Raw genomic sequence first — 23,977 nt, forward strand, 5'->3', positions numbered from 1 at the left:
GGCCTACGGCACCGTCCCCCCGGCCCCTGCCCTCGCCTATGGAGCAGCGCCTGCGTACCCGGGCGCACCCGGGTACGCAGCGCCCGCAGCGCACCCCGCGGGCCCGCAGCTCAACCCCGGCGCAATGGCGCAGCCCTACGCATCGCCGTGGACGCAGCAGGTGAACGCCGCGTATGGCAGCGGATTGGACAATCCGCTCGGCCCGCGCTCGGGAAGGCTCGGTGCAGTCGCTCTCGTGCTCGGCCTCATCGCCGCCCTCGGCGCACCGATCACCGCGGGCATCGCCGCGGTGCGGATCAGCCCGGCATTCCTGGAGTTCGCAGCCACGGGCGCGGACATCACCGACAGCCTGGCGTGGCTCACCCCGGTGGCGGAGTGGGAGCTTCTCGCCGAGGTGGCGTTCTACGTCGGCACGGTGCTCGGCATTCTCGCCATCGTGCTGGGCTTCGTCGCGGCCGCTCAGCGACGCGGTCGAGGACGCGGCATCTGGGCGATCGTCCTCGGTTTCCTCGGGCTCCCGGTGTTCTCGGGTGCTGTCTTCCTCGGCCTGGTCATCGGCACGACGCTCTGACTCGACTCGACTCGACTCGACGCGACGCGACGTCAGTCCCGCGGCGCGTGAAAACGCTGCTGGGCGGCGAGAAGCCCGTCCTCCACCGTCATCTCGACGGCATCGGCGGCATCGGCCACCAGCATCGCCAGTTCCTGACGCTGCCCAGCGGGGAAGGGCGAGAGCACCCAGTCAGCGGGATCCTGTCGTCCGGGCGGACGGCCGATCCCCACCCGCACGCGCGGGAAGTCGGCAGTCCCGAGCGCCTTGGCCACATCGCGCACACCGTTGTGACCACCGTGGCCGCCGCCCACCTTGAGCTTCACGGAGTCGAACGGGATGTCCAGCTCGTCGTGGATGATGACCACATGATCGGGTTCGATGCTGTAGAACTTCGCGAGCGAGGAGACCGGACCGCCGGACACGTTCATGAAGGAGTTCGGCTTCGCCAGAATGAGCTTCGCCGCTCCCGGGCGAAGCCAGGTCTCGGACACGCGCGCGCCGGCCTTGTGCGCGCCGAAGCGCTCACCGCGGCGCGCGGCGAGCTCATCGATCACCATCTGCCCGATGTTGTGACGGGTCGCCTCGTACTGCGGTCCCGGATTTCCGAGTCCCACGATCAGCCAGGTGTCGGCCATGTTCCCTCCCCCGAATAGCGCGCATCCAGTCTGTCAGGGCGAAGCGCCGACAGAAGAACAGAGGGGGTGCGCGACGCGCACCCCCTCTGTCGAGAATCCGAAATTACTCGGCAGCTCCCTCAGCGGCAGCCTCGTCGGACGCGTCGCCGCCCTGGGCGGCCACGGCGACGATCAACGTCTCGGGGTCTGCGAGCAGCGATGCACCCTTCGGCAGGGTGAGGTCGGCGGCGGTGATGTGCGCGCCGTCCTCGAGTCCCTCGACGGAGACCTCGACGCTCTCGGGGATGTGCGTGGCCTCGACCTCGAGCGAGATGCTGACCGCATCCAGGTTGGCCAGGGTGCCGGGAGCGGACTCGCCGACGAGCACGACAGGAATGTCAACGGCGATCTTCTCGCCCTTCGCCACCACGAGCAGGTCGATGTGCTCGATGATCTGGCGCACCGGGTCCTTCTGAACGTCCTTGACCAGGGTCAGGTGGTCGGTGCCGTCGACCGAAAGGTGCAGCAGCGCGTTCGCCTTGCGGATGATCAGGCTGACCTGGTGACCCGGCAGCGCGACGTGCACGGGGTCGGTGCCGTGACCGTAGATGACGGCGGGGATCTTGCCGGCCGCACGCAGACGGCGGGCGAAACCCTTGCCGAAGCTGGTGCGGAGCTCCGCGATGACCTTGTTGTCGTCAGACATAGTGGTTCTCCTTCAAGCACACGAAGTCGTGTGGTGGTCTGTGTTGGAGCCTCGACACGGGGGAAGCGAGCGTGGAGGCGTCCCGGGGAGGGCCACTCACCACGTCGATCACGGACGCACGAATGCGTCCCTCGCCGAGGCCGATTCACCATCTTACCCGACGAGCCGGTAGCGTGGAAACCACACCGAATCTGGAGGAGTGCGCATGACTGCCGCTGACGTCACCCACATCGTCTTCTGGGCGATTCTCGCTCTGACCGGCCTCGGCATCGTGGGCGCGATCGGCGCCATGTTCTCGATGGGCCGCTCGAGCTACCGCAAGGACTGATGACAACGCCACAGGCCGCCGTCGATGACGGCGGCCTGTGGCGTTTCCGCGTCAGCGCAGGTCGCGTACCACGCGGGCGATAAGCGTGTCGACGGGCTCGGCGACGTCGACCACGCTCGCTCGCTCATCGGCGTCCGGACGCTCGAGGGTGTCCAGCTGCGACTGCAGCAGCGCGGGTGGCATGAAATGACCGGTTCGAGCCGCGGCGCGCTGGGCCAGCAGTTCGGGCGAACCGTCCAGCAGCACGAAGTGCACGTCCGGGGCGATCGCGCGGATGCGGTCGCGATACACGCGGCGCAGCGCGCTGCAGGCGATCACCACCCCGTCGCCGGAGTGAGCAGCGAACGTCTCCCCCACCACGTCCAGCCACGGCCACCGATCATCGTCGGTGAGCGGCGTGGCCGCGGCCATCTTGCGACGATTCGCCTCGGGATGAAGGTCGTCGCCGTCGATGAAGGGGATGCCGAGCTCGGCCGCGAGGAGAGCGCCCACGGTCGACTTTCCCGACGCGGACACCCCCATCACGCACACCTGCGGAGTTGTCACCAGTCGTGCACCGTCCCATCGGCCAGTCGGTTGAACGGCAGGTAGGCCTGCTCGTACGGGTACTTGCCCGCCTCATCCTGGTTCAGCTCGACGCCGAGACCGGGCTGGTCACCGGGGTGGAGCAGACCGTCCTGCCAGGTGAACGACTGCTCGAACACCTGGTCGGTGGCTTCGGAGTGCTGCATGTACTCCTGGATGCCGAAGTTGTGGATCGCGAGCCCCAGATGCATCTGCGCGGCCATGCCGACGGGCGAGATGTCGGTGGGGCCGTGGAAGCCCGACTTGATCTGGTACATCGCCGCGTAGTCCACCGTCTTCTTCAGGGGGCTGATGCCGCCCATGTGTGTGACGGCACCTCGAACATAGTCGATGAGCTGATCGCGGATGAGGTCCTTGAAGTCCCACACGGTGTTGAAGATCTCCCCGATCGCCAGGGGCGTGGTGGTGTGCTGGCGCACGAGGCGGAGGGCCTCCTGATTCTCCGCAGGCGTGCAGTCCTCCAGCCAGAACAGGTCGTACGGCTCCAGAGACTTGCCGAGCTTGGCCGCCTGGATCGGCGTCATCCGGTGATGGCCGTCGTGCAGCAGCGGGAGGTCGGGACCGAACTCGTTGCGCACGGCTTCGAAGACACCGGGCAGGTGGCGGAGATACGCGCGGGTGTCCCAGTCCTCCTCCACCGGCTTCGCCCCGCGTCGCGCCGGCTCGTGGTCGTATCGGGCATCGCCGCCACCTGCGTCGGCGGCCTGCGAGGCGATGCCGTAGATGGCCTTCAACCCGGGGACGCCGGTCTGCACGCGGATGGCCCGGTATCCCTGCTCCTGGTGCGCGCGGATCGAGTCGAACAACTCGGGGATGTTCGTGCCGGACGCGTGCCCGTAGGCAAGCAGTCCCCGACGGCTCGCGCCGCCCAGCAGCTGGTACAGCGGCAGCCCCGCGGATTTGGCCTTGATGTCCCACAGCGCCATGTCCACCGCGGCGATCGCCGCCATGGTCACGGGACCGCGACGCCAGTAGGCGCTGCGGTAGAGGAACTGCCAGGTGTCTTCAATGCGATGGGCATCGATCCCCTGCAGCAGGGGCACTACGTGTTCGGTCAGGTACGCGACCACGGCGAGTTCACGACCGTTCAGCGTCGCATCTCCGAGCCCAGTGATGCCGTCATCGGTGGTGAGCTTGAGGGTCACGAAGTTGCGACCCGGGCTGGTGACGATCACTTCGGCGCGATCGATGATCATGTCAGTCTCCTTCTGCTGCGAAACGGCGCAGCACCTCGGTGCGTTGGGATGCGGACGAGTGCGTCCGCAGGTCGGTGGCGAGCGCGGCGGCCGCGTCGTCGGGCGGGGTGAGCTCGACGATCGAGCGCACCCAGGTGTCGATGGCGTTGAGCTGGGCGTCGCCCGCGGCGAGGCCCGCGCGTTCGCGCGCTCGCAGCGGTACCAGCAGGCGCGGGCCGATCTTGTGCTCGCTCCCCCGCGCGATCTGCTCCAGCCGGTGGGAGATCCGCGGGTTGTCGAAGCGAGTGCGTAGCTGTTCGAGCCAGGCATCGACATCGTCGGCGGCGAGATCGATCGTGACGCGCTGCTCGGCCCACAGCGCTTCGGTCTCGGCACGAAGCGCCGGATCCGCGAACGCCTGGTCGACGGTTGCGTAGCCCGCGAGACGCCCGGCGGCGGCGAGGAAGGTGTGCCCGGCATTGAGCAGCCACAACTTGCGCTCCTCGTACGGCGTCACGTCTGCGGCGATCACCGCTCCTGCGCTCTCCCATGCCGGCCGTCCGGCGGCGAACGTGTCGGCGATGACCCACTCCGAGAACGGCTCACAGACCACGGGAACCCGGTCATCCGCACCGGTCAGCGTGCGAACGGCTCGGACATCGTCGTCGGTGACGGCCGGCGTGATCCGGTCCACCACCGTGTCGACGAACGAGACGTTCTCCACGACCCACCCGGCGTCATCGCCCGCCGCGGCAAGCACGGCGGGGCGCAGCGCCTGCCCGTTGCCGAGCAGGTTGTCGCAGCTGACGATGCTCAGCGCGCCCCCACCGGATCGGCGCCGGGCGGCAAGCCCCGCGGCGATGCGCGCGGGAGGCAGCGCGCCCGTGACGTACCCGGCCTCCGTCACCGTGACGGTGAGCACCTCGACATCCGCGTTCGCGATCACCTCGACCCAGGCGTCGCCGCCGGCCAACCCGGTGGCCGTGATGGACTCGATCACCGTCGCGGCATCGCCGTCCGCCGAGCGCTCCAGCAGCGTGTAGACACCGTCCTGCGTCCGCAGCGCGTCGGCCAGCTCCCGCGACCGGGAGCCGAACGAGGCGATGCCCCACCCGTCGCCCGCCGTTGCCTCATTGGCCCGCTGGGTGTACCACGCCTGGTGGGAGCGGTGGAAGGCACCGAGCCCGAGGTGAGCCACGCGAACCGGTGGCCGGCTGTCGCGAGCCCTCATACGGCATCGGCGGGCTCGTCGCACAAGGCGTGGAACAGAGCAAGCGAGTCGCGCAGGCGATCCGCCAGCGGGAGATCGGTCGTGAAGTCCTCCAGCGTCACCCAGCCGTCGTAGCCGAACTCGCGCAGCGCGCGGAAGTAGTCGGGCACGCTGGCCTGACCGCCGCGCAACGACGCCCACTCGGCTGCCCAGCGCACGTCGCCGTGCGGCCCGACCTCGCCGGTCGGCTTCCAGACCGCGTTCTTCACGTGCACGTGCGCGAGGTGATCGCCGAGGATCGACAGCGCGGCACGCGTGAGCTCGTTGCCCTCGATGATGAGGTTTCCGAGGTCGTGGATCACGCCGATATGCTCCGGATCGAACCCGTCGATGATCCGCATCGCGGCAGAGGCGGAGGGAGTGATCGTCTGATGGTGCAGTTCGATGAGCACCTTGACGCCCAGCTCCGCGGCCAGCGCCGTGTGATCGGCGAGCTCTGCGCGCGTGCGGTCCGCGACCGCACGGTAGTCGGCCACATCGTTCGAGGGCATGGTGACGCGAACCTGACCGGCACCCAGCGCCGCGGTCGCGCGCAGCATGCGCTCGACATCGACGGCGTTCGAGGACTGCGCATAGCCGCCGAGGCCGCTGATGGCCAGCCCGGATTCGGCGGTGATCCGGGCGATGTCCGACAGCGAATCCTCCAGCCCCGTCAGCGGCCACGTGGAGCGGTTGCCCGCCCAGAAGCCCGGAGATGCCGCCTCCTGCTGGTCGGTGATGCGCCACTCGATCCCGTCCCAGCCCTGGGCCGCGATGTTATGTGCCGCTTCCTCGGGAGTCCAGTCCGGCGTCGAGGCGGTGAAGACGGAGAACCTCATGCGATCACCCCTCCGGTGCGGACATCGGCATCGCTCAGCTCTCCGGTGAGGATCGCGTCGATGCGGACCGGCTCGCCGCTGGTCGCCGACACATACATCGCGCGCACGACGGCCAGTGACAGCAGCGCCTCCGGGACGCCGACGCAGGGGGCCCGCTTCTCGCGGATCGCCGCGAGAACATCGCGGTACTGCCGGGCGTGGGCCTCGGCGAAGCTGTCGGCTTCCTTCTCATCGCCGACGCGCTCGCCTGCGGGGACAGCGTCTGCACTGCGGTCACGCTCATCGCCATCCACGGAGAAGGCGCCCAGCTGGTCGTCCTCCACCGTGCCGGATCCGGACGAGCCATAGACGGCGACCCGCACCGGAGCGTGCGGGAAAGCCGCAGTGGTCGCATGGAAGACGGCGAGTGCACCCGATTCGAACCGGATCGTGGCGGTGGCCACGTCTTCGATCTCGATGCGCTCATGGGCGAGCAGCCCGGTCTGGGCGAAGATCTCCACCGGGCGACCGAGGAACCACACCAGCAGATCGACCGTGTGAACGCCCTGATTCATCACGGCACCGCCGCCATCGAGGTCCCAGGTTCCACGCCAGGCGCCGGAGTCGTAGTACTCCTGCGAGCGCCACCACGGAACGCTGGCGACGGCGCTGGTCACCCGACCGAATCGGCCGGAGTGCGCGGCGTCTGCTACGACCACGGCCGCGGGGTCGTATCGGTGCTGACTGATCACGGAGACGACGAGTCCGCGCTCCGCTGCGGCCTCGGCCGCGCGCGCCAAGCGCAGACCGCGCTCCATCGACACGTCCAGCGGCTTCTCGAGGACGACGTGGGTGTCGCGCGCGAGGGCGCGCTCGGCGAGATCGACGTGTGTACCGCTCGGCGTGCAGATCGCCACGAGGTCGACGTCCGCGGGCAGATCCTCGATCCGCGCGTACTCGGCAGGACGGTGCCCGACCTCCGCCTCGATCTGGTCCGCGAGCGCGGTCGCCATCGCGGGCACGTCGTCGACGAGGGCGGTGACGAGCAGTCCGTCGACGCGAGCGATGGCCTGGGCGTGGTTCACGCCGATGATCCCGCAGCCGACGATGGCGACGGAGAGGGGTGAGGGGGTGGTCATGACAGCGTGACTCCGATCCGATCGGTGAGAGCGCGGAAGGCGCGACCCGCGCGACCGAAGGCCGCGGGGCCGGAGAAGCCGCCCAGCGCGTTGTAATCGGCGAGGTGGGGTTCGAGCGAGGCGAATCCCGTGAATCCGTCATCGCGCAGCGCCGTGACGGTCTCCAGCAGTTCGCCATCGCCCTCACCAGCGGGAACCACCACGCCGGTGGCGGCAATCGCGTCCTTCACCTGCAGATACTCCAGGTGCGGGCGAAGCATCGCGTAGCCGTCCGTGAACGGACGAACGCCCACCTGCACGAAGTTGGCGTTGTCCCAGGCCACGCACAGTCGGTCGGAGCCGACCGACTCGATCACGTCGAGCACGCGCTCGGGCACATCGCCGTAGATGTCCTTCTCGTTCTCGTGGACGAGGGTCACGCCCTCGCGCTCAGCGAGTGCGGCGAGCGCCGCCATCCGCACCAGCACGTCATCGCGGATGCTCTCGGCCGTGCGGTCCTGCGCGCGGAAGAAGGAGAAGATGCGGATGTAGGGAGCTTCCAGCACCCGCGCCGCGGCGATGGCTCGCCCCAGACGCGCGACCTCGTGCTCCACGGGCAGGGAGATGTCGACCTTGCCGATGGGCGAGGCGATCGCAGACACCCCCATGCCGCGTTCCACCAGGAGGGTGCGCAGGTCGCCCAGCTGCTCGTCGGAGAGGTCGACGATGTTGACGCCCCACGCACTTCGCACCTCGATGTGACGTGCGCCCAGCGCCTGCAGCACCCCGACCTGCAGCACGGGGTCTGCATCGATCTCGTCGCCGAATCCCGAGAGGGTCCAGGCGGGTGACGTTTCGGTCATTTCACTCCTCCAGCGGTCAGGCCTCCAACGACGTAGCGGTGGAACACGAGGTACAGCACGACAACGGGCGCGGCGCAGATACCGGTCACGGTGTGCCGCAGAACATGCCGTTCTTTCATCGGAACTCTCCCTTGAGTGTGCGAGTGCTGTGCCCTCACAGTACGAACATGGCAAGCATGCCGCAAGCGCTTGCCAAACTTTGCCACCGTGTGGTTATGTGTTCGCATGCCCACCGAATCCGCCGGTCAGCGAGGCCCGCGCGCGACCCTGGCCGACGTCGCCGCGGCCGCGGGAGTCAACGCCTCCACTGTGTCTCGCGCGCTCGCGACGCCCGGCCGCGGCAACCCGGAAACACGCGAGCGCATCATCCGGATCGCCGAGGAGCTGAACTACACCCCGAGTCCCTCAGGACGTGCTCTCGCCTCCGGACGCACTGGCGCCGTCGCGGTCCTCGTGTCGGATGTGACCAACCCGTTCTACTTCGGGATCATCCGCGGCACCCAGCACGAACTGCGCACCGCCGGCTACTCACAGCTGCTCGTGCACACGGAGGAGGACCCCAGCATCGAGGAGAGCACGCTCATGCGGATGCGTGGCTCCTTCGACGGCGCGATCCTGGCGGCACCGCGTCTGTCGGATGCCCGACTCGCGGAGTTCGCGGAGGAGATCCCGCTGGTCGTGATCAACCGTCCTACCGCCGGTGTCCCGTCGGTGTTCATCGACACCCCGCGCGGATTCGAGCAGTCGATCGAGCACCTGGTCTCACTCGGACACCGGCGCATCTGCTACGCCGCGGGTCCGACCAACAGCTGGGCCAGCGACATCCGCTGGCGCGCTGTGCGTTCGAGTGGCGAGCGGCTCGGCATCGAGACCATCCGCATCGGTCCCTTCGAACCACGCACCCGCTTCGGCGGTGCCGCAGCGGATGCCGCTCTGAACACCGGGGCGACGGCCTGCGTCGCCTTCAACGACCTCCTCGCCATCGGCATGCTGTCCCGCTTCGCCGAACGAGGCGTGCGCGTCCCCGACGACATGAGCATCGTGGGATGCGATGACATCTTCGGCGCCGACTTCTGCTCCCCGCCGCTCACCACGCTCACGGCGCCCATCGAGCGGGCCGGCCGCGTCGCCGTGTCGATGCTCATGGAGATGATCTCGCCGACAGCTCCGCAGGCTCCTGCGCGCACCGGCGTCCTGCTGGCCACGCACCTCACCATCCGGTCCTCGACCGGCCCGCACAGCCCCACCGAACAATCCACCCCGTCTGGAGCGTCATGACAACGCTGTCCCCGCACCCCGACCGCCTCTTCCCCGCGGACGTCGCCACCCGAGATCTCGCCCGGAGGCTCTACGAGTCCGTCCGGACCGCGCCGATTCTCTCCCCGCACGGACACGTCGATGCGGCGCTCCTCGCCGACGACACCCCCTTTCCCGATCCCGCAACCCTGCTGATCACCCCCGATCACTACGTGCTGCGACTCCTGCACGCGACCGGAGTCTCCCTCGACTCGCTCGGACGCGGACCGGCTCCGGCCGATCCGCGCGAGGTGTGGCGAGCGTTCTGCGCGAACTGGGATGTCTTCCTGGCCACGCCGGTGAGGTTCTGGTTCGAGAGCACCTTCGCCGACGTGTTCGGCATCGATGAGCACCCCTCCGCGGCCAATGCAGATGAGCTGTACGACCACATCGACGCTCTGCTGCAGAGCGACGAGTTCCGTCCACGCGCCCTGTTCTCCCGGTTCAACATCGAGGTGCTCGCCACCACGGATGATCCCGCGGACGACCTCGAGGCCCACGCCCGACTCGCCGCCGATCCGACGTTCACCGGTCGTGTGCTGCCCACCTTCCGCGCCGATCGGTACATGACCCCGACGGCTGCGGACTGGCCCGAGGCTCTCGACCGACTGGCCGCGAGCGCGGGTATCGCGTGTGACACCCACGCCGGCCTGCTCGCTGCACTGCGCGCGCGCCGGGACACCTTCCGCGCCGCGGGCGGGACGGCAACCGACACCGGCGTCGCCGATACCGGATCCGAGCTCCTCACCGACGCGGAAGCCGAGCGCATCCACGCCGCCGCGCTGCGGGGTGAGGCCACCGCCGCCGAGGGCATCGCCTACCGCCGCAGCATGCTCTACCGGCTGGCGGAGATGGCGGCAGAGGACGGGCTGGTGATGCAGCTGCATCCGAGCGTGATCCGCAACCACCACGAACCCACGCTGCGCCGCTTCGGGCCGGACTCCGGACACGATCTGCCTGACGTGGCGTCCTACACCCGGCCGCTCACACCGATCCTGCGCGACTTCGGCACGTCGGAGACCTTCCGTCTGGTGCTGTTCACGGTGGATGAGACGTCGTTCAGCCGAGAGATCGGTCCGCTCGCCGGGTTCTATCCGAGCGTCTTCGCAGGCGCGCCCTGGTGGTTCATCGACACGCCCGACGCCATCCTGCGCTATCGGCGGGCCATCACCGACAGTGCCGGGTTCACCAAGACCAGCGGCTTCATCGACGACACGCGTGCCTTCTGCTCGATCCCGGCTCGCCACGACATGTCCCGCCGCGTTGACGCCCGCTACCTCGCCGAGCTCGTCGTGGAGCACCGCCTGGACGAGGAGACCGCGTTCTGCGTCGCCCGACGGCTGGTCGACGACATCCCGCGCGCCACCTTCCGCCTGTGACGGCGACCGTCACATCACCGAGTCCGCGCCTGCGGGCGCGGTAGCCTGAAAATCCACCTTTCACGTCTGGAGCAATTGCGTGCCTGAAACCACTCCTCGTGCCAACATCGGCGTCGTCGGCCTGGCCGTCATGGGATCGAACCTCGCGCGAAACCTCGCCAGCCGCGAGGGGAACACGGTCGCCGTGTTCAACCGCAGCTACGAGAAGACCGCCGACCTCATCGAGACGCACCCGGAGGCCGGCTTCATCCCGGCGAAGGACTACGCCGAATTCGCGGCGTCCCTGCAGACTCCGCGCACCGCGATCATCATGGTCAAGGCCGGCCGCCCCACCGACGCCGTGATCGAGTCGCTGCTCGAGGTGTTCGAGCCGGGCGACATCATCATCGACGGCGGCAATGCGCTGTTCACCGACACCATCCGCCGCGAGCACGCGGTCCGCGAGACGGGCGTGCACTTCGTGGGCATGGGCGTCTCCGGCGGCGAGGAGGGCGCGCTCAAGGGCCCGTCGCTCATGCCGGGCGGCTCCGACGAGTCCTGGATCACCCTGGGTCCGATTCTGCGCTCGATCGCGGCGGTCGCCGAGGGCGAGCCCTGCGTCACGCACGTGGGTCACGACGGTGCGGGCCACTTCGTGAAGATGGTGCACAACGGCATCGAGTACGCCGACATGCAGCTCATCGCGGAGGCCTACGACCTGATCCGCCGCGGCACCGGCAAGACGCCGGCGGAGATCGCCGATGTGTTCGCCGAGTGGAACACCGGTGAGCTGGAGAGCTACCTGATCGAGATCACCGCCGAGGTGCTGCGCCAGGTCGACGCCGCCACCGGGCAGCCGCTCGTCGATGTGATCGTGGACGAGGCGGGCGCGAAGGGCACCGGCGCATGGACCGTGCAGACCGCGCTAAACCTCGGCACCCCGGTGTCGGGCATCGCCGAGGCGACGTTCGCGCGTTCGCTGTCCTCGCACCGCGAGCAGCGCGATGTCGCCGGCGTGCTGCCGAGCTCGGCTGAGCCGCTGGCCACCGACGACGACGCCGCCTTCATCGAAGACGTCCGTCTGGCGCTGTACGCGTCGAAGATCGTGGCGTACTCACAGGGCTTCGACGAGATCCGCGCGGGTGCCGCCGAGTACGACTGGAACATCGACCTCGGCGAGATCGCGAAGATCTGGCGCGGCGGCTGCATCATCCGCGCACAGTTCCTGAACCGCATCACCGACGCGTACCGCTCGGGTGAAGAGCTGCCGGTCCTGATGACGGCGCCGTACTTCGTCGAGGCCCTGGAGCGCGCTCAGCAGGCCTGGCGTCGCGTGGTGGTCGCCGCCACCCAGTCCGGCATCCCCGCACCGGCGTTCTCCTCTTCGCTGGCGTACTACGACGGCCTGCGCGCCGAGCGCCTCCCCGCCGCTCTGATCCAGGGCCAGCGCGACTTCTTCGGCGCACACACTTACCGCCGCACCGACAAGCCCGGCACGTTCCACACGCTGTGGTCCGCCGATCGCTCCGAGGTCGAGGCCGAAGACACGCACTGATCCACGGCGCACGTCGCGAGAAACCCAAACAAGTCCGAGAAACCCCGCATTGCGGGGTTTCTCGGACTTGTTTGGGTTTCTCGCGTGCCCGATATCCGCGTGAGAACACCCTCATGCCTGATCTCGTGCCATATATGCGAGGCCTTGCTAATGTTCCAAACACCCCACCCCACGCATCCACGGAAAACACCTATCAAGGGAGATAGCCATGTCCACAGCGGATGTGAATGACCGAATTTCCACAGCGATGCTGGAGGCGATCGTCGGGGGTGAGATGAGGATGCACCGCTACCTCACCGTCCGCCAGGATCGCGCCGTCTGGCTGATCATCATCGCCATCGCCGTCATCATCATGATGGGGCTCATGGCCGCGTGGTTCGCGTACTGCCGCTGGCAGGGTGGCTGGCCCGCTCTCAGCATGCCGAGCTGGACCACCGGTGGGGTCTGGAAACTCTACTGCGCGAACTGATGCGGGGTGATGACGTGGTGGCAGCAGAAACCCGATCCGGCGTGATCCTGGAGGTAGGAGGCATCGGCAAGAGCTACCGGCGCACGCCGGTGCTGGCCGACTTCTCCCTGCAGGTCGGCCCCGGTGAGATCCATGGTCTGCTCGGTCCGAACGGATCCGGGAAGACAACCTGCCTCCACGTCATCACCGGTCTCATCGCCGCCGACACCGGATCCGTCACCATCGACGGTGTCGGCATCCTCGACAAGCGCAGTCGGCGAAGCTTCGGCTTCGCACCCGATGACCTTCCGCTCCCCGAGGCGCTCACCGGGCGCGAGCTGCTCACCTTCCACGATGCTCTGCGGGGGCGCGATGACCGAGACCGTGCCGCAGAGTTCGCCGAGCTGCTCGGACTGGATGACGCGCTCGATCGCCCGGTGGCGGAGTACTCGCACGGCATGCAGCGGAAGGTCCAGCTCATCGCCGCGACCATGCATGATCCGGACCTCCTGATCTTGGACGAGCCGTTCCGCGGTCTGGATCCGGAGGCATCCGCCACACTGCGCACGCTCATCACCGCATTCGCTGCGTCGGGCCGCGCCGTGCTCATCGCCACCCACGATATGCTCCGTGCCGAGCGGGACTGCGACCGCGTGACGATCCTCTCCACAGGCCGCACGGTCGCCACCGGTTCTCCACAACAGCTGATTCGAGCGCACCCTGGTGCGGTCACATTGGAGAACGTGTTCATGACGGCCACCGGACGGGCCGAGACCGCCACCCAACGAGCCGCAGCGATGTCCATCGCTTTCCGACAGAAAGAGACCAGCAGATGAGCACCGCCCTCCGCATCATCTCGCACGCCATCGCCGGTGTCGTCATCGGGTTCAGCAGCGTGTTCATCGCCGTGGCCGCCTGCCTGGTGGCCGCCTTCGTCGGCAGCACCCGAGTCGTCCTCCCGGGGATCATCGACGCCTGGATCACCACCGAAAACGGCGCCGCGGCCATCAACATCGATCCGAACTTCGTGGGAATGATTGTCGCGGCGCTCGTGATCGCGGCGCTGTACACGGCACTCAGCACGGCGGCGGTGCTCCGGCGAGCGCGGCGGACGTCGGACGCGCCATGACAACCCGGACGGCGATCGGTGAGGTGGCGCGCGCCACCCTCACTCTGTGGATCCGCGACGTCGCACGAGTGACGCACTCCTCGACGCGTCAGGTGATCGTGGGAGTCGTCATCTCCGGAGTTCTGGCCGCCGCGCTGGGCGCGATGCTCGCCCTCATCGCCGCCGGCCAGGTCGTCAGTGAGGTGCCGCCCGAGCTGCGCACCTCCATGCTCCGCAGCTCGTTCGGCGGCGGAACCATCACCGCGGCGGCGATCGCCGTGGCCGTGGGAGCATCCGCCCCGCCGCGCACGGCGCTGCAGAATCTGATGGACCTGCTGCCGGTCGGGAGGGCGCAGGCGCGCCTCGGTCAGCTCCTGCCCACGTTCGCCATCAGTCTGGCGTACACGGCTGCGCTCTCGACCAGCGGCGGGCTCGTGCTTGTTCGGCTCAATCCCGAGCCCGCAGCGAGGGCAGCGGCAGTCGGGCTGTACCTGGTCATGCTCATCACCACGCTGGTGCTGTGCACCGCCCTCATGACGCTGCTACACAGCGCCGCCAGTGCACTGAGATTGCCCCACCAGTACGGCATCGCGATCGCGGGGACCCTCACTCTGGGTGCCGCGATGGCGGCCGCCATCCCGGACATCTTCGCCACCCAGCCATCGGATCGGACGGCGCGCGAGCCGATGGACCTACTTCCGCATCGCGCCTTCGCGGGTTTCGCCGACGGCTTCGTCCCGATCGACGCTGTGCTCCCCGTGCTGTGGATCCTCGCCGCCGGCGCACTGATGTGGGCGGCATCGCGCACTCGCGTGGCCGCCGCATCGTCGAAGCGCCCGACGCTCCCCCGCGGAACCCGGCCGGCAGCGCTGACGCCGTTCTGGGGACACCTGTGGGCAGAGTCACTCATCGCGATGCGCAGCCCGCAGTTCCTCACGGTGACACTGCTCGCACCCGTCGCGATGGCCGGGCTCTGGGCGGCCGCTCGGCACCCCGTCGTCGCGATGCTCGCACCGTCGCTGTCCGCTGCCGTCGTGGTACTCCCCTTCATGCTCGCTCTCTACGCGGTCGGACGCACCGCCGCGTTCGGCTGGATCGCCCGCACGGCGGGTGCGGGAGCCGGAGCCCACCTCGGGGCGCGGCTGATCGCCTACACGGTGGTGCCTGCCCTGCTCGCCGTGCCGCTCGCGATCATCGCGACCGCGGCGGGTCTGCTCCCGCCGGAGAACATCGGAGCCACGGCTCTGCGGTGTCTGCTCGCCACCGTCGCCGCGCTGGTGGCCGGTTCGCTGGTTCCTTACAGCGAGCAGCAGCCGCTGTCGGCCACGGCCGGTGGGTTCGTCCTCGCCGTGATGTATCTTCTGGTGTCACTCGGCATCACCTGGGTGTCGAGCGATGTCCTCCCCGGCGCGGAGGTCGGTCTGACGATCGCGGCCATCGCGCTGTTCGCCGGCGGTTACGCATTGATCGCCGACCGCGGACGAGGCGTTCATGAGCTGCGTGCGTCGTGATCGGGTCCTGACCCCGGGGGTACAGCGCGCCGACAGTCACCTCGTCCATGCGGGATGGGCTGTCAGGATTCCCGACGACTCCGCGCACGACGCGCTCGCCACCGATCTCGGACTGGTCTCCACGGTCATCCGGATGAAGGTCGGCGCGTGGTGGATCCGGCTGCCGCCGTGGTGGCACACCGCTGTCCGTCCGCTTCCCGCCGGTTGTGGGCGAGCCGTGCGGGCGTCGATCACCCACAATGTCGCCGGCATGGCACCGCTGCTGGCGCTCGCGCTGGCAGCGGTCGCAATCGGGATCGTGGCCGCGGTGACCGCTCTCCTCGCCGTCGGCACGGTGGCCCTGGTATGTCTGTGCTCGGTGCTGATCCACGAAGCAGGTCATGTCGCAGCGTTTCGCATCGTCCTCCCCCGCGACGCACCGGGGATCCTCGTCGTCCGCGGTCCGTCCTGCCATCTCGTGCGCCCGAGCGGAGGCCCCAGCCGTGACGCGGCGATCGTGGCGGCCGGCGCTGCCGCGCCGGTCCTCATCGCCGCGATGCTGCTTCCCGTCGCCACCCTCGCTCCGCTTCCTGTCGTCTTCGCCGTTCTGGTGGCACTCGCCCACGCCGCCGCGCTCCTCATCCCCGTGGGAGACGGCGCTGCGCTGCGCGCGGCGTTGCGTGCTCGGCGCCGATCAGAGCCAGTCGTGCCGTTTGAAGACCCCGTACAGCGCAGCGCCCACTCCCAGCATCAGCAGGAGCGCCGCCGGATATCCCCAGGGGAAGGCGAGCTCCGGCATGGTGTGGAAGTTCATGCCGTAGATGCCGGCGATGAGCGAAGGGGCGAATCCGATGGCGGCCCACGATGAGATCTTCTTCACCTGATCGTTCTGCCGAATGGAGAACTCGGTCATCTTCGCCATCTCGGCGTTGCTCTGCTCCCCGACCAGCGTCGCATGGACGGACAGCGCATTGTCGAGCGTCTGGCGGAATCCCACCACCCGTCCATGAGCGTGCTCGGCGTGATCAGACGCCGAGCGATAAGCCGAGCGCAGGAGCGCCGCCTCGGTGGGCAGCGAGTCGCCCAGAGCGTCGAGCATCTCGGGCACGGGAGATGAGGCGTGCTGCAGGCGGACGAGCTCGCGTTGCAGAGCGAAGATGCGCCGCGACACGTCGGTCGCGTCCGCGGCGAAGAGCTGTTCCTCGATCTCGTCGATGTCCTCTTCCACACCCTCGATCACCGGGGCACTGCTGGTGAGGACCGTCTCGCAGATTCCCCACGTGATGCCGTAGGGACCCGCACCGGCGGCAATCGGATGCGCGGCGAGGAACTCCCGGGCGGCACCGACATCGATCCAGTCCGCACCTCGGAGAGTCACCACGCTCGCCGGGCCGATCACGATGGCGAGGCTCGACAGCTCCACTTCCTCGGGCTCGTCCAGGTATCGAGCGGGGAGCAGCACGAGCACCGTGGCCGACTTCGTGTGCTCCAGCTTCGCCCGCTTATGCGCCTGGCGAAGCGTCGCCGGGATCACCTCGTGCCATCTGAGCGCGGCGGCCACTTCCGTCAGCGCCTCATCATCGTCGAGCAGCAGATCAGCCCAGACCACCCCGTTGCCCGCAGTCGCGGCGGCGAGCGCATCGGCATAGTCGTCCGCGGCCTGGGCCACACCATCAATGTAGGTCTGCACGTCGAGCATGGGCACACCCTACGCGCCTCAGACGCGCGGAGCAGAGGGATGAGGGCGCGTCGCCGCACCCTCATCCATCGCTTCAGCGGGTGATATCGCGCACCACGCCGTTCTCCAGACGCAGGCGACGGGTGGCCCGGCGGGCGACGGCGGAGTCATGCGTCACGACCACCAGGGTGAGCCCCTCGGCATGCAGTCGCTGCAGCGCGTCGAGGATCTCGTCGCGCATGCTCTCATCGAGGTTTCCGGTGGGCTCGTCTGCCAGCAGCACGCGCGGCCGCTTCACGATCGCCCGCGCGATAGCCACGCGCTGCTGCTGGCCGCCGGACAGCTCACTCGGCCCGTGGTCGGCCCGATCCGCGAGACCGACATGCTCCAGCGCCTCCCGTACCCGCTGCCCACGCTCCGCGGCAGTCAGATGCAGTGGCTCCAGCGCCATGTCCACGTTCTCGTGCGCGGTGAGAGTGGGGATCAGGTTGAAGGCCTGAAAAACGAAGCCGATCTCCTGCGCCCGAACGTCGGTCAGTCGCCGGCTGCTGGCGCGAGCGACCTCGGAGTCTCCGATCTGCACGTCGCCCGTGGTCGGGCGATCCAGCGCGCCGAGGATCTGCAGCAGCGTCGACTTGCCACCGCCGGTCGGTCCCTGGATGGTGACGAACTCGCCCTCGGCGATCTCCAGGGTGGTGCTGCGCAGGGCGGTGATCTCCCGCCCCTTCTGCCGGTAGATGCGGCTGACGTCGGAGAGGCGGAACATCGGGCGCGGAAGCTCGATCGCGGCGTCCGGGGTCGTGGTCTGGGTCATGCTCATGATGTGCTCCTGAAGGGGAAGTCAGTTGACGGCGCGCAGCGCCTCGGACGGGCTGAGACGGGCGGCACGCCACCCGCCGAAGACCCCGGCGACCAGTCCGCCGAGGACGGCGACGCCCACCGCCGCGAGAATCACCCACAGCGTGATCGGTGCGGACAGCGTGATCTCCGACGCCGTCTGGGCGGCGCCGGAGAATCCACCTCCGCCACCGGGGAAGCCGCCCTGCCCGCCGGGACCTCCCAGGCCGGTGGTGGTGGCGGGCGCGGAGGAGATCGTGGGCGAGATCACGTTGATCGTGATGATCGCGGCAAGACCGAGCACGATGCCGATCACCCCGCCGATCAGTCCCTGCACGAGAGACTCGCCCGCGACCTGGGACACCACGCGAGCATCCGACCAGCCGATGGCCTTCAGCGTGCCGAACTCACGAGTGCGCCGCGTGACGCCGCTCACGGTCAGCAGCACCGCCAGCAGCAGCGCGACCGCCAACACCAGAATCGACAGCCAGAGGCCCAGGTTGGTGATCAGCGAGGTGGCGCTGGAGAGCGATCCGCTCACGGTCTCGGCGAGGTCCGACTGGGAGTTGACGGTTGCTTCCGGGAGCGCGGCCGCGAGCGCGGTCTGCACCGTGCCGATCTCGCTCGCGGAGGTGGCCTGCACGTAGACGGTGGAGACGACCTCGCCGGCTTCGGAGAGGGTCTGCGCGGTGGTCAGCGGCAGGAAGACGTCGGCGGCGGTTTCCGCTTCCGAGGACCCCGAGGCCACGATACCGACGACCTCGACGTCGGTGCCGCCGACATCGATCGTGCTGCCGACGGTGATCTCCTTCGACGTCGCGTAGGTGGCATCGACCACCGCGACCGCCGCGTCGTTGTCGTCAGAAGTGAGCAGACGCCCGTCGGAGAGGGTCACGGAAGACAGCGGGCCCACGGTCGTCGCCGCGGGATCCACGCCGAGGACGCTGAAGCTGTCGACGTCGAAGCTGCTGCCGCCGGCGCCGTCCGGACCACCCTGCGGCGGCATCGCCCCTGGGGTGCCTTGACCGGTGCCTGCCCCGCCGTCGGTCGTGGTGGCGTCGCCCTGGTTCTGCTGCATCTGTGAGAAGTCGGGAAGCTCGCCGGTGAAGGTGGTGTTGGTGAGGCTGAGCGTGCCGGTCGCCGCAGCCACTCCGTCGGTGTCCGCGACGGTCGTGACGGTGGATGCGTCGAGCGACCCCCGCATCATGTCCGTCATCAGTCGGGACGAGCTGAGGGACGTGGTGCCGTCGGTGGTGTCCCCCGCGCCGGATCCGAAGTCGAACCGCTGTCCGCGCTGACCTTCGCCGGGCTCGGCCGCCGCACCCGTGACCGTGAGGTCCGTGCCCACGCCGTAGACGCTGGACAGCGCCTGTGCCTGCGCCTGGCTCACGCCGCCCGACAGCGCGTTGACGACCATCACCAGCGCGATCGCGACGGCCAGCCCGATCGCGACGATGATGCTCTGCTTCTTGCGCCCACTGAGTTCTCGGCGCAGGTACGTGAAGTACATCGTTCTCCTTGTCTGCTTCTGCGCCTGCTGTGTTCTGGCGCTCTTCGACGCTAAAGAGCGGCCTCATGCGTTCGACCAGCAGCGGTTATGAGGAACCTATGTCTCTCGCTCCGCGCACTCACAGCGAGGACATAGGGCGCTCCACAGGAATTGCATAGGTTGGCGCGCAGAATACCGACATGGCACACACGACTTCCGCACTCACCCGGCCCGACGGCTCACCGGTCCGCGTCGCCGTCGTCGACGACGAACAGATGCTCACCGACCTGCTCTCCATGGCGCTTCGCATGGAGGGCTGGGACGTCAAGACGGCCGCTTCCGGCCTCGAGGCGCTCACTCTCGCTCGCGATTTCACCCCGGACGCCATGGTGCTGGACATCATGATGCCGGACCTCGACGGCATGGGCGTGCTGCAGCGTCTGCGCCAGTCCGGCAACGAGGTACCGGTGCTGTTCCTCACCGCGAAGGACGCCGTCGGCGACCGCGTCGCGGGGCTCACCGCGGGCGGCGACGACTATGTCACCAAACCGTTCAGCCTCGAAGAGGTGGTTGCGCGCCTGCGCGCGCTGATGCGTCGTGCGGGCACCGCGCTGTCCGCCGAAGCCGAGCCGATCCTCCGCGTGGCGGATCTGTCGCTCAACGAGGACAGCCACGAGGTCATGCGCGGCGACGAGGAGATCGAGCTGACCGCCACCGAGTTCGAGCTGCTGCGCTTCCTGATGCGCAACCAGCGGCGCGTCGTCTCCAAGGCGCAGATCCTCGATCGCGTGTGGAACTACGACTTCGGTGGCCGCTCCAGCGTGGTGGAGCTGTACATCTCCTACCTGCGCAAGAAGATCGATGCCGGCAAGGACCCGCTCATCCACACCGTTCGCGGCGTGGGCTACATGGTCAAGGCACCGCAGTGACCACGACCGACGCGGCACAGCCGCGGGCCACGGCGCCGCGTCGGCATTGGACCCTGCAGACGCGGCTGATGGCCACCGTGCTGAGCATCGTCTCGGTGCTGCTCATCCTCGTCGCCATCGTCGTCAGTGTCGTGCTGCGCACGACGCTGGACCAGCAGCTGAGCGACCGGGTGAAGAGCACCTCGGATCGCACCTCCGGCCAGATCGCGACCGCGATCTTCCAGGGATACACCGACCCCGCCCAGATCCTCGCCGGGGTGCACGCTCAGCCCGGCACCCTCCTGATCCTCCCCGACCCCGACGGAGCCTCGTACAACGGTGCCGTGGTCGGCGAGGAGAGCATCACCACGCTGGATTCCGCGGCCGTCACGAGTGGCATCCGCGATGCGGTCGCTCGTCTGACGACCGCGGATCGACCACAGCCGCGCAACACGGTGGACGTTCACATCGACGGCGGGGGCAGTTATCGCGTCACCGCGATCTTCATCCCTAACGTGCAGGTCAGCGGCCTGATCGGCCTGTCGGTCTCCAGCGTCGACGAGCAGGTCACGATTCTGCTGTGGGCCGTGGCGATCGTCACGATCGGCGGGCTCATCATCCTCGCTCTGGCCACCGTGCTGGTGATCCGCTCCGGATTGCGGCCGCTGCGCGAGGTGGTGGCCACGGCCGAGCAGGTGGCGCATCTGAAGCTCGACGAGGGCCGGGTTGCGATCACCGATCGTGTCGCCCAGGATTCCGTGGACGATCACACCGAAGTGGGCCGTGTGGGTGCCGCGCTGAACACCATGCTTGACCACGTCGACGCATCGTTGCAGTCCCGCGCGCGCAATGAGGAGCTGATGCGACGCTTCGTCGCCGATGCCAGCCATGAGCTGCGCACGCCGCTCGCGTCCATCCGCGGCTACTCGGAGCTCTCGCTGCGCTCGTCTGAGAACCCGGAGACTACGACCGCGGCACTGGAGCGGATCCAGGCGCAGTCGATTCGCATGACCACTCTCGTCGAGGACCTGCTCCTGTTGGCTCGACTGGATGAGGGTCAGGAGCTCGTCGTCGGCGAGGTTGACCTCACACCGCTCGTGATCGACGCGGTCTCGGATGCCCGGGCCGCCGGCCGCGATCACGTGTGGAGCGTGGACGTCGAGGGCGAGTCGGTGATGGTGCGCGGCGATGCCGGACGCATCGCGCAGGTCGTCACGAACCTGCTGGCCAATGCCCGAACGCACACTCCGGAGGGCACAACCGTCGAGCTCGGCCTTCATCGCGAGGATCACGACGCCGTGATCACGGTGCACGACAACGGTCCAGGTATCGATCCGGCGGTGCGCGATGAGCTGTTCGAGCGCTTCTCGCGGGCCGACCGCTCCCGCGCACGCAAGACCGGCGGCACCGGGCTGGGACTCTCGATCGCCCGAGCCATCGCAGATGCTCATCACGGCTCGCTCTCGGTCGCGAGTGAGCCCGGCGACACGACGTTCACGCTGCGTCTGCCGTTGGTGCCGGTCGCCGGCACCAACGCCGCTCCCCCGCCTTCGCTCGCGGACTGACCCCCGCATCCGGCCTCTCTCGCGCAGGTGTGATCCGCTCTCGGCTGTGGCGGTTGCGGGGCTGATGGATCCCGCGAGGCTTCCGTCTGTGGGCGAGAATCACCGCAACGCGCCGATTGTCGCCCACAGCCAGAAGTCTCGCGGTGGGTGGGTGGTGGTTCGGCGGCGGACCTCCGCAGGGATGGGCGGATGAGGGCCGGTAGGATCGAGGGGGCGCGGGGATACCGCGCCGCAGAGAAAGGACAATCGTGCTGCGCACGCATGACGCGGGAACCCTCCGCGCTGAGCACATCGGACAGACCGTCACCCTTGCGGGTTGGGTTGCCCGTCGCCGCGATCACGGCGGAGTCGCCTTCCTGGATCTGCGCGATCGTTCGGGCATCGCCCAGATCGTGGTCCACGACGAGTCGGTGTTCTCGCCGCTGCGCAATGAGTTCGTCATCACCGTCACCGGCACCGTGTCGCGCCGTCCCGACGGCAACGAGAACGCCGAGCTGCCCACGGGCGAGATCGAGATCAGCGCCGACGAGCTGACGGTGCTCAACACGTCCGCTCCGCTGCCCTTCCAGCTGGACGACCACGCGGAGATCGGCGAGGAGACCCGCCTGAAGCACCGCTACATCGACCTTCGCCGCGCGAAGCCCGCCGCTAACCTGCGCCTGCGCTCCGAGGCGAACCGCGTCGCTCGCGACTTCCTCTACGACAGCGGCTTCCTCGAGGTCGAGACGCCTACGATGACCCGCTCGACGCCCGAGGGCGCGCGCGACTTCATCGTTCCGGCGCGTCTGGCTCCCGGCAAGTGGTACGCGTTGCCGCAGTCCCCGCAGCTGTTCAAGCAGCTGCTGCAGGTGGGCGGCGTCGAGAAGTACTTCCAGCTGGCTCGCTGCTACCGCGACGAGGACTTCCGTGCCGACCGTCAGCCCGAGTTCACGCAGCTCGACATCGAGGCCTCGTTCGTCGAGCAGGACGATATCATCGCGCTGGGCGAGGAGATCGTGAAGCGTCTGTGGGCGCTGATCGGAGTCTCCATCGACGCCCCGATCGAGCGGATCACCTACCACGAGGCGATGCGCCTCTACGGTTCGGACAAGCCCGACCTGCGCTTCGGTCTGCCGCTCGTGGAGCTGAAGGACTTCTTCGCGAACACCGAGTTCCGCGTCTTCCAGTCGCCGTATGTCGGTGCCGTCGTGATGCCCGGCGGTGCCTCGCAGGCACGCCGTCAGCTGGACGGCTGGCAGGAGTGGGCCAAGCAGCGCGGCGGCAAGGGCCTCGCGTACGTGCTGGTGCAGGAGGATGGAACCCTCACGGGTCCCGTCGCGAAGAACCTGACCGAGTGGGAGTCGGCGAACATCGTCGAGGCCGTCGGCGCCGCCCCGGGCGACTGCATCTTCTTCGGTGCCGGCGAGGCAAAGCCCACCCGCGCGCTTCTCGGGGCAGCCCGCGTCGAGATCGGTCACCGCACCGGCCTCATCAAGGACGGCGACTGGGCGTTCGTGTGGGTCGTCGATGCTCCGATGTTCGAGCCCGCCGCCGACGCTGTCGCCTCTGGTGACGTGGCCGTCGGTGCCGGTTCGTGGACCGCTGTGCACCACGCCTTCACGTCCCCCAAGCCGGAGTTCCACGACACCTTCGACACCGACCCGGGTTCTGCCCTCGCGTATGCGTACGACATCGTCTGCAACGGCAACGAGATCGGCGGTGGATCCATCCGTATCCACGATCGCGAACTGCAGGAGCGCGTCTTCACGATCATGGGAGTGACCGAGGAGCAGGCCGCCGAGCAGTTCGGCTTCCTGCTGGAGGGCTTCAAGTACGGCGCTCCCCCGCACGGCGGCATCGCGTTCGGTTGGGACCGCGTGGTCTCGCTGCTGGCCGGCGAGGACTCGATCCGCGAGGTCATCGCGTTCCCGAAGACCGGCGGTGGGTACGACCCGCTGACCGCGGCCCCGGCCCCGATCACCGCGCTGCAGCGCAAGGAGGCGGGTGTGGACGCCAAGCCTGATGAGGCCAAGGCGGACAAGGCTGTAGCCGACGCCTGATCCCGCGTTACGACAAGGCCGGGTCCCCACGGGGCCCGGCCTTCGTCATGCGTGGGCCTCCGGCACACGCGTCGCCGCCGTGGTGTCGGAACGGGGCCGTCACGCAGCGCTGCCGAAGTGTCGTGACGCTGTTCCGAAACGAGGACATATGCGCGTAAGACGACTGCCGCGGATCCTCTGGTCCTCCGTTCGCGACA

At 68.5% G+C, this 23,977-nt stretch carries 23 protein-coding genes; 12 read left to right on the forward strand and 11 right to left on the reverse strand.

All coding sequences use genetic code 11. The annotated features are described in order from the left end of the window. The coding region (locus ACI3KU_RS05415) for a hypothetical protein (RefSeq protein WP_404921273.1) at nt 1-571 on the forward strand (571 nt) is incomplete at its 5' end. Nucleotides 572-603: 32 nt separating this feature from the next. Here ACI3KU_RS05415 and pth read toward each other — a convergent pair. Then, nucleotides 604-1,188, reverse strand: coding sequence for an aminoacyl-tRNA hydrolase (pth, locus tag ACI3KU_RS05420; RefSeq protein ID WP_404921274.1), 585 nt, complete (start codon nt 1,186-1,188; stop codon nt 604-606). A 103-nt stretch (nt 1,189-1,291) separates the two neighbouring features. Then, on the reverse strand, nt 1,292-1,873 hold the full coding sequence (locus ACI3KU_RS05425) for a 50S ribosomal protein L25/general stress protein Ctc (protein ID WP_404921275.1): 582 nt from the start codon (nt 1,871-1,873) through the stop codon (nt 1,292-1,294). A gap of 205 nt (nt 1,874-2,078) precedes the next feature. Here ACI3KU_RS05425 and ACI3KU_RS05430 point away from each other — a divergent pair, with 205 nt between their 5' ends. Next, on the forward strand, nt 2,079-2,201 hold the full coding sequence (locus ACI3KU_RS05430) for a hypothetical protein (protein ID WP_404921276.1): 123 nt from the start codon (nt 2,079-2,081) through the stop codon (nt 2,199-2,201). 51 nt (nt 2,202-2,252) lie between these two features. Here the strand turns inward: ACI3KU_RS05430 and ACI3KU_RS05435 are convergent, their stop codons facing one another. The 6 genes from ACI3KU_RS05435 to ACI3KU_RS05460 are packed head-to-tail and all read right to left on the reverse strand — an operon-like array spanning nt 2,253 to nt 8,009. Beyond that, complete coding sequence (locus ACI3KU_RS05435) at nt 2,253-2,747, reverse strand: gluconokinase (protein WP_404921277.1); 495 nt, start codon at nt 2,745-2,747, stop codon at nt 2,253-2,255. Continuing rightward, the gene (manD, locus tag ACI3KU_RS05440; protein ID WP_404921278.1) at nt 2,744-3,982 is read right to left on the reverse strand and encodes a D-mannonate dehydratase ManD; all 1,239 of its coding nucleotides are present in this window, start codon (nt 3,980-3,982) and stop codon (nt 2,744-2,746) included. Before manD ends, ACI3KU_RS05435 begins: the two co-directional genes overlap by 4 nt. 1 nt (nt 3,983) lies before the next feature. Then, the gene (locus ACI3KU_RS05445) at nt 3,984-5,159 is read right to left on the reverse strand and encodes a mannitol dehydrogenase family protein (RefSeq protein ID WP_404921279.1); all 1,176 of its coding nucleotides are present in this window, start codon (nt 5,157-5,159) and stop codon (nt 3,984-3,986) included. 29 nt (nt 5,160-5,188) lie between these two features. After that, nucleotides 5,189-6,049 carry a sugar phosphate isomerase/epimerase family protein gene (locus tag ACI3KU_RS05450; protein WP_404921280.1) on the reverse strand — a complete coding sequence of 287 codons (861 nt, stop codon included), beginning with the start codon at nt 6,047-6,049 and terminating at the stop codon, nt 5,189-5,191. After that, on the reverse strand, nt 6,046-7,167 hold the full coding sequence (locus ACI3KU_RS05455) for a Gfo/Idh/MocA family protein (RefSeq protein ID WP_404921281.1): 1,122 nt from the start codon (nt 7,165-7,167) through the stop codon (nt 6,046-6,048). Before ACI3KU_RS05455 ends, ACI3KU_RS05450 begins: the two co-directional genes overlap by 4 nt. Beyond that, the gene (locus ACI3KU_RS05460) at nt 7,164-8,009 is read right to left on the reverse strand and encodes a sugar phosphate isomerase/epimerase family protein (RefSeq protein ID WP_404921282.1); all 846 of its coding nucleotides are present in this window, start codon (nt 8,007-8,009) and stop codon (nt 7,164-7,166) included. The genes ACI3KU_RS05455 and ACI3KU_RS05460 overlap by 4 nt, the downstream gene beginning before the upstream one ends. A gap of 225 nt (nt 8,010-8,234) precedes the next feature. Between ACI3KU_RS05460 and ACI3KU_RS05465 the strand changes: the two genes are divergently transcribed. The 7 genes from ACI3KU_RS05465 to ACI3KU_RS05495 all read left to right on the forward strand — a co-directional run bounded on the left by ACI3KU_RS05465 (nt 8,235) and on the right by ACI3KU_RS05495 (nt 15,285). Next, nucleotides 8,235-9,287, forward strand: a complete 1,053-nt coding sequence (locus ACI3KU_RS05465) for a LacI family DNA-binding transcriptional regulator (RefSeq protein ID WP_404921283.1) — start codon at nt 8,235-8,237, stop codon at nt 9,285-9,287. Continuing rightward, entirely contained in the window at nt 9,284-10,684 is a 1,401-nt protein-coding gene (uxaC, locus tag ACI3KU_RS05470; protein WP_404921284.1) for a glucuronate isomerase, read from the forward strand. The genes ACI3KU_RS05465 and uxaC overlap by 4 nt, the downstream gene beginning before the upstream one ends. Before the next feature lie 79 nt (nt 10,685-10,763). Continuing rightward, the gene (gene gndA, locus ACI3KU_RS05475; protein ID WP_404921285.1) at nt 10,764-12,218 is read left to right on the forward strand and encodes an NADP-dependent phosphogluconate dehydrogenase; all 1,455 of its coding nucleotides are present in this window, start codon (nt 10,764-10,766) and stop codon (nt 12,216-12,218) included. 208 nt (nt 12,219-12,426) lie between these two features. Continuing rightward, the gene (locus tag ACI3KU_RS05480; protein WP_404921286.1) at nt 12,427-12,687 is read left to right on the forward strand and encodes a hypothetical protein; all 261 of its coding nucleotides are present in this window, start codon (nt 12,427-12,429) and stop codon (nt 12,685-12,687) included. Nucleotides 12,688-12,704: 17 nt separating this feature from the next. Further along, nucleotides 12,705-13,502, forward strand: a complete 798-nt coding sequence (locus ACI3KU_RS05485) for an ABC transporter ATP-binding protein (RefSeq protein ID WP_404921287.1) — start codon at nt 12,705-12,707, stop codon at nt 13,500-13,502. Then, nucleotides 13,499-13,795 carry a hypothetical protein gene (locus tag ACI3KU_RS05490; RefSeq protein WP_404921288.1) on the forward strand — a complete coding sequence of 99 codons (297 nt, stop codon included), beginning with the start codon at nt 13,499-13,501 and terminating at the stop codon, nt 13,793-13,795. Before ACI3KU_RS05485 ends, ACI3KU_RS05490 begins: the two co-directional genes overlap by 4 nt. Beyond that, entirely contained in the window at nt 13,792-15,285 is a 1,494-nt protein-coding gene (locus tag ACI3KU_RS05495) for a hypothetical protein (RefSeq protein ID WP_404921289.1), read from the forward strand. The genes ACI3KU_RS05490 and ACI3KU_RS05495 overlap by 4 nt, the downstream gene beginning before the upstream one ends. Before the next feature lie 673 nt (nt 15,286-15,958). On the opposite strand, the gene ACI3KU_RS05500 is transcribed toward ACI3KU_RS05495, so the two are convergent. From ACI3KU_RS05500 to ACI3KU_RS05510, 3 genes are all read right to left on the reverse strand, one after another. Then, on the reverse strand, nt 15,959-16,963 hold the full coding sequence (locus tag ACI3KU_RS05500) for a CorA family divalent cation transporter (protein ID WP_404921290.1): 1,005 nt from the start codon (nt 16,961-16,963) through the stop codon (nt 15,959-15,961). 73 nt (nt 16,964-17,036) lie between these two features. Beyond that, on the reverse strand, nt 17,037-17,762 hold the full coding sequence (locus ACI3KU_RS05505; protein WP_404921291.1) for an ABC transporter ATP-binding protein: 726 nt from the start codon (nt 17,760-17,762) through the stop codon (nt 17,037-17,039). A gap of 21 nt (nt 17,763-17,783) precedes the next feature. Continuing rightward, a complete protein-coding gene (locus tag ACI3KU_RS05510) occupies nt 17,784-19,289 on the reverse strand; it encodes an ABC transporter permease (protein WP_404921292.1) in 1,506 nt (501 codons plus the stop codon). A gap of 179 nt (nt 19,290-19,468) precedes the next feature. On the opposite strand from ACI3KU_RS05510, the gene ACI3KU_RS05515 reads away from it, so the two are divergent. The 3 genes from ACI3KU_RS05515 to aspS all read left to right on the forward strand — a co-directional run bounded on the left by ACI3KU_RS05515 (nt 19,469) and on the right by aspS (nt 23,780). Continuing rightward, the gene (locus ACI3KU_RS05515; protein WP_404921293.1) at nt 19,469-20,197 is read left to right on the forward strand and encodes a response regulator transcription factor; all 729 of its coding nucleotides are present in this window, start codon (nt 19,469-19,471) and stop codon (nt 20,195-20,197) included. After that, a complete protein-coding gene (locus ACI3KU_RS05520) occupies nt 20,194-21,741 on the forward strand; it encodes a sensor histidine kinase (protein WP_404921294.1) in 1,548 nt (515 codons plus the stop codon). Before ACI3KU_RS05515 ends, ACI3KU_RS05520 begins: the two co-directional genes overlap by 4 nt. Nucleotides 21,742-21,989: 248 nt before the next feature. Beyond that, nucleotides 21,990-23,780: an aspartate--tRNA ligase gene (gene aspS / locus ACI3KU_RS05525; protein ID WP_404921295.1), complete on the forward strand. Its 1,791-nt coding sequence runs from the start codon at nt 21,990-21,992 to the stop codon at nt 23,778-23,780. Nucleotides 23,781-23,977 lie beyond the last annotated feature (197 nt).

This window comes from Microbacterium sp. ZW T5_56 (genome assembly GCF_044987425.1).
Classification (GTDB): domain Bacteria; phylum Actinomycetota; class Actinomycetes; order Actinomycetales; family Microbacteriaceae; genus Microbacterium.